This window comes from Halorubellus amylolyticus (assembly GCF_034808145.1).
GTDB lineage: Archaea > Halobacteriota > Halobacteria > Halobacteriales > Natrialbaceae > Halorubellus.
In genome coordinates this window covers 1-11,963 of sequence record NZ_JAXHGM010000012.1, presented here as the reverse complement: position 1 = coordinate 11,963, position 11,963 = coordinate 1, and the positions used below count along the sequence as shown (strand labels likewise).

The following is an 11,963-nucleotide window of genomic DNA, read 5'->3' as shown; positions in this document are numbered from 1 at the left end:
AACTCAAGCTATTGTACGATGCAAACATCCGTTCTTTGCCAGCATAACAGAGAAGGTGCAGAATAGAGGAAACAATCAGCCTGTAACATCGGTTCACCGGTGCCGACTCTCCTACACCAGTTCACCCAGATAGAGACTCCAGAAGAGGGCCGCCAGCACCACACAGCACGTGTAGACACCCAAACTAAGATAACCATGTACGGCAGCAGACCGGTTTGATACAAAATTCATCGCCCGGTCTTCAATCACCTCAATAGACACGCGGAACAGGTTCAGATAGCCAACTGCAACTATCACGCCTGGGATAATTCGAATTCCGAGGTTCGCCACGACCTCCAACGGATTTGCGGTCGAAAGGTCACTCAACAGTAACCTATCAGCTCCGGGTCCGACAAGAATCGAGATGCCAGTCGAAATCACGTCCCACGGGAGGGCATACACGTACGGGTCGTACCAAGATTGGAATGCCAATTCGAACTGCACGAACGCCGAAAAGGCCATCGCGGTGGCCATCCCCAACGACGCACCCGATTCCCACCCTCCTCGCTCGCTGCGTCGCGGCTTGCCGCTCTGCAAAGGTCGGGGCGAGAGCAGGAACCGCGCCACCAAAGTGCGGCGGCGTGACCAGCTTCCAAACCGCACGAATCGCGTTCCTAACCTTCACCGCACCTACGAGTAGAATCGCAAGATAGAGACCGACACCGTTAGCCGGTATCGCCTGCGAGACCACAAGAGTCCAGATAGAGATCATCGTCGCACCCGACTGGGTCGGCAGCAATAGCACGCTCAACACCTGCTGCGCAGAATAGCCGAGTCCACCAACCACACCCATCGCTATCAACACTATCAGCGCGTCAAGCATCTCAACACTCAACGAAAACGTCCATCTCCGACAACGGCTTAGAAATATCGTCATCCTAAGACAAACTGGCGACGCCACCACTTCATAGCTTCCTACTCAACCATCACACGAAGCAGCACTACAGACTCCAAGGCCCGCAGTAGCTACAAGACACTGGATGTTGACAGGCTAGGCAAGATGACGCGGCTCTACATCGTCCCAGTAGGAGGTGACTGGATCGACCATTTCCAAGATACGGTCGAGAGTCCACTCCCTCCACCAGAGGAAGCACCACCAGAGGTCGCCTTACAGGACGAAGTACGAGTCTGGGGGACTACCGATGGCGAGCAGAAACGAAAGTTCTTCGAGGAGATGCAATCAGGCGACCCACTCCTCTTCTATAACGACGGTGAGTTCTTCGCCGCTGCTCGTGTTGGTACCACGTTCGAAAGCCCAACAGTGGGCGACAAACTGTGGGATAATGCTGACAGCTCACTCATCTACACCGTAACGAACTATCACCAGATCAGCGTGGCGCGAGAGCGAATCGCGCGGGACCTCGATTACGAAGAGGGCTGGGTCCCCCATGGATTCATGCGCGTATCCGAAGACGCCATCAACAGTCTCCTGCAAGAATACAACTCCATCGAAGAAGCCTTCCAAAAATTCCAACGCGGCAACGATATTGGTGGTAACGGCGACGATGAACAATCAACGGACCATACCGAGATTCAGTACCGACTCATCGAGCTGGGCGTGCAACATGGCTACGACGTCTACGTGGCGAAGAACGACAAATCCCGAGAATACAATGGTGAAGAACTCGGCGAGGACTGCATCGACTCCCTGAAGCTACCAGGATTCAGTTCTGCCACGACCAACATCATCGAGTACGTGGACGTCATCTGGCTCAAAGACGACTACATCGCCCACATGTTCGAGGTCGAAAGCACCACTAGCATCTACAGCGGCATCCTCCGAATGACCGACTTCGTCGTCAAGGTCCCCAACATCGTCGTCAACATGCACATCGTCGCCCCCGAAGCCGACGAAGACAAAGTCCGGAAAGAAATCGACCGCCCGACCATTCAAGCAGTCCTCGGCGACTCACCACACTGCTCACTCGACTACATCTCCTTCGACACCGTTCGCGAGAAAGCCAAGACTGTCCGCCAAGCCGGCCCGCTTCAACAAGTATTCTGAACTCGTAGATTTTCGAACCGACGTCACTCATTAACTGGCAAGTCTGGCACACTCGCTCGCCGATTGAACTATCTCCTTCAGTAAGGCTGCGGCATGCTTTCAGTCGAAGAATCCAGTAGCCGGTTCCAGCCGAGTGCTATGACTCGTCATCGTCCAATTCAGAGACGTCGAGGTTGCCAGCAAGGTACGCGCGGCCCCGGTCTGAGAGTTGATAGATTCCCGCAGATTCATCGTGGTATTCGATTAGATTGTGGTCTCGGAGAACCACGACATGTTCTCGGATTGTGTCTCTGGCCCAGTCGGTGTTCTCAGCAATTAGACGAGGAGTCAGGACTAGTTCGCGGCGTCCACCCTCGTTCGCAAGGATTTCGAGGATATCCCGGTCTGAGGGAGTCATCCAATTGGCTAACCGGGGTTGCATTGGTCATACGCCCCAGCGCGGCTAAGTTGATTGTTTTCATCACAGAATGTTTCCATTCAGTCCAAATGAAGATTCACAAAGTTTCGGTGCTTTTGCTTGTTTGGTCTGGGTGGGGGGAGAGGGGTTCTGTTAGGGAGGGTGGTTGTGTTGGGTGGTGCGGTGTTGGTTGTAGAAGAGGGCCCAGAAGAGGAAGCCACAGAGGAAGCCGATGGCGCTGATTGGGTAGCGGGCCCAGTCGGGGATTGGTGTTTCGAGGTAGGGGCCGAGTTGGGTGAGGTATGCTGAGAAGCTCACTGGCTGATAGAGGAAGGCGCCGACAATGGCGATGATGAGGCCGACTCCGGCAAGCAGCGGGAGACGGTGGGCAAAGTGTCGGAAGTCAAATACGAGTCCGGCGGTGATGAGGAAAAAGTAACCAATCCAGAACCGCTTGATCGCGGTGGAGATTACGCCGTCGCCGATGAGGAAAACAGCGAGAACGCTAATCGTGGTGTAGGTGCTGATGATGCCAGTGGCGATGATGATGGTGAGGCGGTCTTTGAGCTTGGTAAGGATGTACGAGTAGGCTCGTTCGGGGAGTGATTGTGAGTGCAGCTTTGTAGTACTGGTCGTGAGAGAGGCATGGATTTCTTCGATCGCGTCGATGACTTTACCGATGATGCGGGCTGTGAGCGCGCCTTGGATAAGGCGGCCAGTGAAGAAGATTTGCACGACGAACAAGAGCGTCATATCGAACCGTTGAATGACGGTGTAAGTAGCAGCCGCCACAGAGAGGGTTACTGTAATGATGAGTGGGTAGCCGTGATACGGAAGCGACGAAAGCGGCCCGTCCGCAGACGTAACGTAGCGCCTGGTAAGCCCGAATAACACGAGGACCGTTCCAGCGGACAGCGTGGCCGTCGGCAACCAAGCCGGAATGAGATTCAGGAACGACGTCAATTGCAGCGGGTACATACTAGCCTTCCTCCACAAGCAGTTTGATCGAGACAAGACCAAGCCCAAGCGGCGCCCCAAAACCGATAGTAGTCAACGCAACGCCAACGGCCGCACTCAACGGCTGAATCACGTATAAGACGCCAATGCCACCCGCGACCAAGCCCACAACAACGACCATCGAAACCTGTCCACGCGCAGGTGGACAGTATGCAAGTCCCAACTGGAGCAGCGACAACACAAACAGCGCGGGCCACAAGAGCTGGGCGAGCTCAAAGAGCGCCACTATCGATCCTCGTCTGTGAACGTCCGCGTGATGAGCACTCCGACGACAGCTGCGCCAACAACAACCAAGCCCTGAACCGACACCATCTGTTTGAGAAACGCCGTGAGTGCAACAACAAACCCAGAGCTCGGACTATCCGATGTTGCAGGAGGCTGGGTGAAATTGATACCTGACAGATCGGTGCCAGGCGCGGTGACGACGAGCTGTTGGGGGGGACTCTGGCTTGACCCGCCAAGCAACGAGCCCACGGCACTGAAGATACCACCGCCACCATCGCCCCTACCCTGAAGCATCTCCTGGTCAATTTGACTCGGTGACGAGAGTTTGGCAACTCCGTGAGTTTTATCTGGCGAAAACAGATACCCATCACCGAAAGACGGGTAGTCACCAATCTCGGCATACCGGCCAGTCTCTATCAGGTCGCCACCGTCGCTGACTATCGTCGCAATCCCTCCTGTGATGACGACAAAGCCCTCTGAGTGACTGCCGAGCACATGTTTATCACGCCCTATCCGATAATCAACCGCGCCACGGTCTGACGCATTGGCTTCAGAGAGGTTCAAGTCATCGTCTTCGGAGAGATGCCATTCGACATCGCCATCAGCGCTGGCTTTCGCGATTCCAAAGCCACCTTCGGAAATCAGTACGCCCCCGTCACTGGTCTGTCGGATGAGTCCGACCGACCGCCCCAAATCAGGATGCACGAGCCACTTGTTGTATTGCACTGTCCCAGTAGTCGCATCCAGAACTGTCACAGCACTCGTGTTGAAATCCGCCTGCCCACCCGGGTAGACACCGCCGGAAACGGACACCGTTCCGTGTCGCGGACTGTACCGCAACTGGTGCGCTGCGCTCTGATTAATCGCATCTGGTTGCTCCCATTCAGTCTTGCCAGCAGCCGTTAGTTTAGCTACCGTCCCCCCATTCCCCAATACGAACAAACCGGAATCCGTTGCGATATAATCTTCGACGCCAGAGACTCGCTGCTGTTCCTCTAAGGACTGGTCAAAGAAATACAACTCATCAAAAGCATCCACAAGGAGATTCCCTTGCCACCTTCTAACAGAATTTACATGTATATCGTGAGTTACCGTTTGGTTTGCAAGCTGTGTCCCGCCCGGCCCAACCCGATAGATTGCCGTTTCTCCGTTCCGAGTTCCGAAGAACACCACATCTGAACCGACTGCCGTGACACCAGCCACCTCATCGAATGAATCTGTCTCCCATTGTCCCCCGTCGTCATACTGCACCCCTTGAACCCGTTCCTTGTCGTCTCCAATCACGTGAACAAACCCGTCTGCAACCAGAGCTTCTGGGGCAGCAGTTCCGCTCTGTTCCCAGAGCTGGTCTCCATTCGTCCCGAATGCCGTGGTGTGAGTAGCGCCCGTGTCGATGTTCTCCGCCCGAACCATGACCTGTGAATCGTGCACGTAGAGAGTGTCGACCCCACTCACTGGAGACTCGAACGACTGCCGCCAGACGACTTCACCATCGGCAGCAATCTTCATCAGCTCTGCACCCTCGAACGACGGGTACTCATCCCGAAATATCACGTACGTATAGTCCTCACCAGACGTCACCTCCATCTCACTAACCCACTTCTCCTCGTCCGAGACTTCCCAGTCCCAGGCTTGGTCCTGTGCAACGACCGTCACCCCTCCTACCACAGTTCCGAAGATGAGGACCGCACAAACCACCCCCACTGTCCGTCCCAAACCCCAATTCGACATTCATCTGCCACATGAACACCCCATCACAAATGCATTTGGGACCATCGCGTAGAAGTGGCACATCTGGCACACTCGCTCGGCGGTTCAACTACCTGCTGCAGTAAGGCTGTGGCGTGCTTTCACCCGAAGAATCCAGTAGCTGGTTCCAGCCGAGTCCTAGGCGTCGTCGTCCAGTTCGGAGACGTCGAGGTCGCCTGCAAGGTACGCGCGGCCTCGATCAGATAGCTGGTACACGGCAGCGTCCTCGTCGTAGTACTCGACCAAACCGTGGTCGAGGAGTTCTAATAGGTGCTCTCGAACGGTCGTCCGCGCGTAGTCGGAGTTATCTGCAAGAAGACGCGGAGTTAGCACCAGTTCGTCGTTGCCCTCGTTCCGCGGCCATTCCAGTATTGCTCAGCCGGCTGGAATCATCCAACCAGCGAGTCCCGGCTTCATCGACTACGGGTCGTCGTAGTCGTTCCCAGCGGGGTCTTCGTCACCGGCAAGGAAGGCGCGACCTCGGTCTGTTAGTTGATAGACTCCACCCTCCTCATCATAGTATTCGACCATATTGTGGTCGCGTAATTCGAGGAGGTGAGTTCGGACAGTACTGCGGGCGAAGTCAGTGTTATCCGCAATCGGTCTCGGTCCGAGGACAAGTTCGTCAGCTCCCTCGTTCTGGAGACGTTCCAAGAGGCTTCTATCGACGTGGGTCATCCAGTCTGGGAGCGGTCTCCGCATCGAGAAAACGGTTAAATCGGACGATAATGACCGTTTTCATGCCCCGATTTTCAGGCACCATACTTGTCTTACTAGGCATTATACTGTGCCTAAGAACTAAGTCCCCCAAGCACAACATGGTGCCTGACGCGAGCCTCGCGTGGACCCACCACTCACGAATCAACAACCTACGCGAGAACTGCGGGCCCCGATGCTTGGACCATCGGGCCCGCGTGGGCTCCGTCGATAGAGGCGACGCAGCCATGAGCAAGGATGCTAGCGCGGGAGAAAAACCTCCCGCACCGACCCAGGACGCACCGCACACCAATCACGACGACCGCGCGCCCAGCGTCGTCGTCCACCAGACCCACGAGGTCACCCGGCGCGGCATCGAGACGCAGACGACGCTGGAGACGCCCGACGACGTGGATGCAATCCCGGAGGCAGTCGCAGATCAACTCCGGCTCGCTTTCGATATCGACCCCCACGAGCACGACCCCACCGACACCCGGCCGCGTGGGGATGGTGGCTTTGAGTGGTCGTATGCGACGCATGCGCTCACGCGCCTCTCCAGGGGTGATGGGGCGTGAGCGACGACGACCAAGGGTACGGGCAGACGGATGCGTGCCCGTACTGTGATGCGGGGCCGGAGGCGTTGTATCGGCGCGGCCCCGGTTTCTCGAAGTCCCAACGGACTGTCGCCCCCGACAAGGACTGGTACTGTCGCAACTGCGAGGCGGCGTTCGACACCCCCGAGCGACGCGCCCGCGCCCACCCCGGCGGCTTCACTGCCGGGAGTCTCGCCGACAGACTCGACCAAGCGGACCCCAGCGCCGTCGGTGGTGACCCGCGATGACCCACTACACCACCCGCACTCTCACTCTCGCCGCCCTCACCAGCACCCCCTCCCTCGCCCACGGAGGCCCCCAATGACCCCCAGTAGCGAACGCGGGGTCACCGTCCACGGCCACCACCTCACCACCGGCACCCACCTCCACCACGCGCGACTCGGCCCGGTGCGGGTCAGCCACATCACCGCGACCAATCCACCACGGGTCGAACTCGAAGTCCTCGAAACCAGCGCGCGCGACTGGCACACCCACACCCTCCCCCAGGTGCGCGAAGCCTGGGGCGACACCATCACCCCCACCCCCGAACCCCACACCCCGAGTCCCGAGATCGAGCGGACGCGCGGGCCGGTTCGCGCGGACGGTGGGCGGGTCGTCGACGACGACCACGACTGCGTGCCCGAGACGAATCAGACGACCGACCAGGAACGCTGCCAACTCTGCGGCCAACTCATCCAATGACCAACCACACCACAACCGACAGCCCTGACACCACGACCAGCACTGACGAGAGCGAGCCTGCGCCGGAGCGGTTCGACACGCTCAGCGGGTTCCAACGCGACATCCTCCGCGCCCTCTACGCGCTCGACGCCACGCACCCACAGGCCAGCGAGACCGCCACCAGCATCCGCGAAATGCTCCGCACCTACCCCCACTACGACACCGACGAACCAACCACCAGCCGCTTCTACCCCACCACCCACCGCCTCCAAGACCGCGGCTGGATCAAGATCCAACACGACCTCGAAGACGCCCGCCGCCGCCACTACCACCTCACCACACCCGCCATCCAGACTCTAACCACCATCACCGCTATCGAACTCGGCCACAACACCACCACTACAGCACACGACACCACCGCCGATGCCACGGGAGGTGACGGCCAATGACCACGAACAATATCGAGGACCGGCTTAACGACCTCGAAGCCGACGTCGCCGACCGCCTCCAAGAACTCGAAGACCGCGTCGACAGTCTCGAGGATGAGGTCGAGAATCTCGAAGGCGACGTCGACGAGCTCGAACGCGAGAACGACGACCTGGAACGCGAGGTGGATAGGTTAAGCTCGCAGTACGAACGCGAACAGCAGAAGCGTCGGGGCCTCGAACGCACCATCGCCCACATCGAACGCGACATCACCGACCGCCTGGACTTCCTCACCACCGACGTCTGGGACCTCGAAGACATCGTCTACGGCGACCTGGACGGCGCGGCCGCGGACGTCCACGTCCAGAACGACGGCGACGTCTTCACGCGGCTCGAACACCTCGAAACCCGCGTCGAGGAGGTGGCCCACGGCGAGGTCGACGCCGCCGAACTCGCAGCACAGCAAGCCGGCCCCAGCGTCGAGGACCTCACGCCACTCCACCAGCTGTATACGACGGCTACAAACCTGGAGCCCTACGAGCACGATCTCTCCTCGAACCAGGAGATCGCCGCCCGGCTCTTCCCGCATCTCGCCCAGTACGCCACCCCGCACGGTGAGGAGTTGCATCTGTCATCGAACAAGCTCCGTGATGTGATCGAACGCGAAATCGCCACCCCAGAACTCGCCAAGCGCTTGGACGTCCGGCATCCGAACCGGAACACGGTGCGACGCGTCATGGAGTTCATCGGGCGCTTCGGCAAGGATCTCCTCGAGTTCGCGCCCGCCAGCAGTACCGACCGGCGGAACGACAAGAACCTCGTCATCATCGATCGCGAGGCGTGGCGCGAGTATACCAATCAGTTCAGTGACGGAGACGACGTCACCAGTGTGACAGCCACGAACAGCGAGAGCGAGGGCAGCCAGCAGGTGCTCACCGATGGCGGGGGTGACGTTACGCTGTCGTAACCACCTACGAGCGAGCACCGTAACACGCGGCTCTGGGCGATAGCCCGAACCTATCACCACGCCAAACGCTTCCACCGACGCCGCCGCTGTAAGCATCCATCGACTAGCGGTTGGTGCGGGGACTCGTCCGGGACTCGTCCAGTTTACGGCGAGTTCAGGACGAGTGCACTTGCGTTACGACCTAGGTTGTGTCTGTGTTACGACAGTGTAACCCACATTGGTTAGTGGTTGCATCAATGGCCCTGGATTTGGGTGCTTCCTAGTAGTGAATGTTCGCGAGGAGAATTGCATGTCAGGGCTGGGGGTTGAACTGGCGGTGCACGTGCTGTTGTGGGCTGCAGTAGTTCTTTGGCTGTGTAGGATGAGAAATTGTGTGATGGGGTTCGTATGGAGATAGTCGCGACGGCCGGTGAGTGGATGGCAATTGACGAGTGGTGGCCTGATACCGAGCCCCAGCAGCCGGTCGGTGCTGCGCGGTACTCGGGTGAGTGCCTCACGCTTGAATCTCGTCCTGGGTTGTCGTCGGCTGTGACGGACTGGTCGGAGCAGAGCGAGGTGACAGTCGCGCAGCCAGGCTGTGTGACGCAATCGATGGCGGGTGAGACTGTTACTAGTTGGTGGGCCGGGGTTGACGTGTGGTGGGGTGATTTTGCTGGAGGTGGGCGTGCGCGAGCGAGTGCGCTCGCTGAGGAGTTTGAGCGTGCGAATGCTGCGTGGAGGGCTGGGTCGGGAGTGTTTGACACGGACCCGTTAGCAGAAGATACTAACGTGGATCGGAGCGAGCGTGGACCATTACCCCCAGCAACGGAGCCTGATTGGTCAGCGTGGCTCGCGCGCACGCTCCGCCCCTCCCAGGCATTCGTGGAGACACTGTTCGAGATCACCGTCTCACGTGAACCAGCCTCCGTGCTGACAGAGGCGTTTCTGTCGAACGCTGGTGGAGTGGACCGGCGGGCAGATATTCTCGTGTTCCACGAGGACCGCGCGGTGTCAATCGAGGTGAAGCTTGGTGACGAGCACTACGGGAAGACCGCTGAAACGGTCGCCCTCATCGAACAGCACTATCCGAACTACGAGTGGACACACGTCCTGTTACTCCCGGAGCAACAACGAGGTGCGCTCGACTCGACACTGGACACGACCGTCACCGACACTGAGACTGGTGGAGAGCGTATCAATTGGCCTGGTCACGCGCCGGTCCAGATCCGATACTGGACGGATGTCGCGATGGCGTTGCGGTCCTGCCTGGTTGGTGGAGAGAGTGTGGATGCATATTGGGCGGCGAATGCGTATTTGTTGTGTGCGAGTATCGAGCGTCGCGTGCTGGGGTTCCAGTCCCAGGCCGTCGTTGAGGCGCTCGCCGCACCGACAGGGATTGTGGATCTGTTGCCGACGGCACAGCGGACGCGCCAGTTGCGCAAACAACTACAGTACCTGCGTGACTGGGTGGATGCATGAGTGAGGATATTGTCTCGAACGGGTTGGTGGACGACCGATACGTGAAAGCGCTGCGGTTAGTTGATGAATTTCAATCCCAGATGGGGGCGCTGCTCCGACAGTTCGAGGAGCGGATGATTGCGGTCCAGCCGGAGTTGTTCCAGCGGGGAGAGAGTGCACGCGTGCGCCAGAGTGAGAATCCGGGGAGTGGGTTGGCGAATCACCGGATCAATCATTCTTTGACGGGGCCGGCTGCGCCGGAGGGCGTCAATTTGAACGTGCATCTGTATTGGATGCCGCCAGCGGAGTACAATCGGACTGATATTGACGGCGCCCTGCGCGCGTTTGGCTACAAACTCAAAGGAGCAGATGGCGAGATTGACAATTCCGTTGTTGAACGGACTCGTGCGGGTGAGTGGGAAGTGGATATGGCGCCGAATCCGTATGATTCGAACACCGTGTTCTATCGGCACGTCAGTTCGAAAGCTGAGATCATGGACGCGATGGATGTCCTTGTGGATCACTTCGAGATGTTCGGCGATGCATACCACGTGTAGGTCAGCCTGAGGAGTTTCGGCAAGGGCTTATGTGACACAGTTTGAGACACGCGGTATTGTGTCGTTCGCTGGGTCGTGCGGGTTGCAGTGTTATTGTGGGTCAGGTGGTCGGAGTGGCAGGTTTCGATGGGGGTGGTGGACGGTGGCTGGAGGAATGGTGTGTTGGTCGTGGCCACGTGAGGGAGTCGTGTTCAGGTCAATGGGGTGGGGAGTGGGATTCATGTGGGTTAGCTGTAGATGTGGCCTTCGATAGGGGTGTAGGGGGTGCGTGTGAAGGGTGAGGTTTGGTGGGTGGCGCGGTAGGTTGCGAGTGCAGCGACGAGACTGTCGAGGGCGTGGCCTTCGGAGTCGTTGATTACTGTCGCTTGTGGGAGGTTGGAGAGGTTGAGTGCTGGGAGTTGGCTGAGGGTTTGGATGTTGTGTTGTCGGTGGTCGCGTCCGGAGGAGGTGTTTTTGTAGTGGGTGGCGATGAGGTTGGGTTCGGCGGCGAGTGTGGCTGCGGGGTATGTTTCGAGGACAGTGGTTGGGCCGGTGTTGAGCATTGGTGCGATGGAGACGTTGCGGTTGTGGAGAGGTTTGAGGATGTCTCTGATGCCGTGGAAGGTTTGTTTGTAGACGCGGATGCTGTGAGGGTGGTCGCCGCGATGCATGGCGTCGGTGAGGCGATACTGATCGCCAGAGGTGTTGGTGCATTGGTGGCGGAATTGGTCTGGAGTGAGTGCTGGCCACGTCGGGCTTGTGAGGAGGTCTTTGTAGCAGGTGGCGTCGAAGACTGAGTGTGCGATTGCTTTGGGGATGCTGAAGGGGAAGTCGAGGCCGATGGTTGCGCTGGACAGTGAGTCAGTCCAGTCGACGAGTGCTTCAAACACCAGCTCCTTGTCGGGAGGGATGTTGAGGAAGTCTGTGGCTGGGTTGCAGGCCGTGACGGTGAGGGTGCCTGTTGTTGTTGTTCCGGTGGTGATCCAGATGTTGTCTCCGGCGTTTTGGGCGCCACTGAAATCGATTCCGACGATGTCTGGTTGAGAGTTCCACACAGTACGTACTGTCATTTGTATTAGAAGGAGTTTGGGGGATGTGCAGTCAGGTAGTTCAAAAAAGGGCCTTGTTTAGACGCGTGATTTCACAGGTGTGAGCCGCTGACGCTAAGTTCGATGTTTCTGACGGCGCATTTCAG

Annotated in this window: 16 protein-coding genes; 8 read left to right on the top strand and 8 right to left on the bottom strand. The window is 58.3% G+C overall.

Annotation, left to right across the window (positions count from 1 at the left end; translation table 11 throughout):
* Positions 1-111 precede the first annotated feature (111 nt).
* On the bottom strand, positions 112-606 hold the full coding sequence (locus SM754_RS18085) for a hypothetical protein (RefSeq protein ID WP_323677558.1): 495 nt from the start codon (positions 604-606) through the stop codon (positions 112-114).
* Positions 607-1,039: 433 nt separating this feature from the next.
* Between SM754_RS18085 and SM754_RS18080 the strand changes: the two genes are divergently transcribed.
* Positions 1,040-2,044, top strand: coding sequence for a type II restriction enzyme NmeDI-related protein (locus tag SM754_RS18080; protein WP_323677557.1), 1,005 nt, complete (start codon positions 1,040-1,042; stop codon positions 2,042-2,044).
* A 136-nt stretch (positions 2,045-2,180) separates the two neighbouring features.
* Here SM754_RS18080 and SM754_RS20630 read toward each other — a convergent pair whose 3' ends face one another.
* The 6 genes from SM754_RS20630 to SM754_RS18055 form a co-directional block, all read right to left on the bottom strand.
* The gene (locus tag SM754_RS20630) at positions 2,181-2,465 is read right to left on the bottom strand and encodes a winged helix-turn-helix domain-containing protein (RefSeq protein WP_501993821.1); all 285 of its coding nucleotides are present in this window, start codon (positions 2,463-2,465) and stop codon (positions 2,181-2,183) included.
* A 129-nt stretch (positions 2,466-2,594) separates the two neighbouring features.
* Positions 2,595-3,419 (bottom strand): hypothetical protein, encoded by an 825-nt coding sequence (locus tag SM754_RS18075; RefSeq protein ID WP_323677556.1) that lies wholly within the window; start codon positions 3,417-3,419, stop codon positions 2,595-2,597.
* Position 3,420: 1 nt separating this feature from the next.
* Positions 3,421-3,684 (bottom strand): hypothetical protein, encoded by a 264-nt coding sequence (locus tag SM754_RS18070; RefSeq protein ID WP_323677555.1) that lies wholly within the window; start codon positions 3,682-3,684, stop codon positions 3,421-3,423.
* A complete protein-coding gene (locus SM754_RS18065; RefSeq protein WP_323677554.1) occupies positions 3,684-5,399 on the bottom strand; it encodes an outer membrane protein assembly factor BamB family protein in 1,716 nt (571 codons plus the stop codon). The genes SM754_RS18070 and SM754_RS18065 overlap by 1 nt, the downstream gene beginning before the upstream one ends.
* Positions 5,400-5,570: 171 nt before the next feature.
* Positions 5,571-5,765 carry a winged helix-turn-helix domain-containing protein gene (locus SM754_RS18060; protein ID WP_323677553.1) on the bottom strand — a complete coding sequence of 65 codons (195 nt, stop codon included), beginning with the start codon at positions 5,763-5,765 and terminating at the stop codon, positions 5,571-5,573.
* An 87-nt stretch (positions 5,766-5,852) separates the two neighbouring features.
* Positions 5,853-6,110, bottom strand: coding sequence for an ArsR family transcriptional regulator (locus SM754_RS18055; RefSeq protein ID WP_323677552.1), 258 nt, complete (start codon positions 6,108-6,110; stop codon positions 5,853-5,855).
* 266 nt (positions 6,111-6,376) lie between these two features.
* Between SM754_RS18055 and SM754_RS18050 the strand changes: the two genes are divergently transcribed.
* The 7 genes from SM754_RS18050 (at position 6,377) to SM754_RS18020 (ending at position 10,789) form a co-directional block, all read left to right on the top strand.
* Positions 6,377-6,703 (top strand): hypothetical protein, encoded by a 327-nt coding sequence (locus SM754_RS18050; protein ID WP_323677551.1) that lies wholly within the window; start codon positions 6,377-6,379, stop codon positions 6,701-6,703.
* Positions 6,700-6,969, top strand: a complete 270-nt coding sequence (locus SM754_RS18045) for a hypothetical protein (protein WP_323677550.1) — start codon at positions 6,700-6,702, stop codon at positions 6,967-6,969. The genes SM754_RS18050 and SM754_RS18045 overlap by 4 nt, the downstream gene beginning before the upstream one ends.
* A gap of 73 nt (positions 6,970-7,042) precedes the next feature.
* Complete coding sequence (locus SM754_RS18040) at positions 7,043-7,423, top strand: hypothetical protein (protein WP_323677549.1); 381 nt, start codon at positions 7,043-7,045, stop codon at positions 7,421-7,423.
* On the top strand, positions 7,420-7,851 hold the full coding sequence (locus SM754_RS18035) for a MarR family winged helix-turn-helix transcriptional regulator (RefSeq protein WP_323677548.1): 432 nt from the start codon (positions 7,420-7,422) through the stop codon (positions 7,849-7,851). Before SM754_RS18040 ends, SM754_RS18035 begins: the two co-directional genes overlap by 4 nt.
* Entirely contained in the window at positions 7,848-8,795 is a 948-nt protein-coding gene (locus SM754_RS18030) for a hypothetical protein (protein ID WP_323677547.1), read from the top strand. The genes SM754_RS18035 and SM754_RS18030 overlap by 4 nt, the downstream gene beginning before the upstream one ends.
* An 861-nt stretch (positions 8,796-9,656) precedes the next feature.
* Positions 9,657-10,253 carry a hypothetical protein gene (locus SM754_RS18025; RefSeq protein ID WP_323677546.1) on the top strand — a complete coding sequence of 199 codons (597 nt, stop codon included), beginning with the start codon at positions 9,657-9,659 and terminating at the stop codon, positions 10,251-10,253.
* Positions 10,250-10,789, top strand: a complete 540-nt coding sequence (locus SM754_RS18020; protein ID WP_323677545.1) for a hypothetical protein — start codon at positions 10,250-10,252, stop codon at positions 10,787-10,789. The genes SM754_RS18025 and SM754_RS18020 overlap by 4 nt, the downstream gene beginning before the upstream one ends.
* A gap of 227 nt (positions 10,790-11,016) precedes the next feature.
* Here the strand turns inward: SM754_RS18020 and SM754_RS18015 are convergent, their stop codons facing one another.
* Positions 11,017-11,838, bottom strand: coding sequence for a DUF429 domain-containing protein (locus tag SM754_RS18015; protein WP_323677544.1), 822 nt, complete (start codon positions 11,836-11,838; stop codon positions 11,017-11,019).
* Positions 11,839-11,963: the final 125 nt, after the last annotated feature.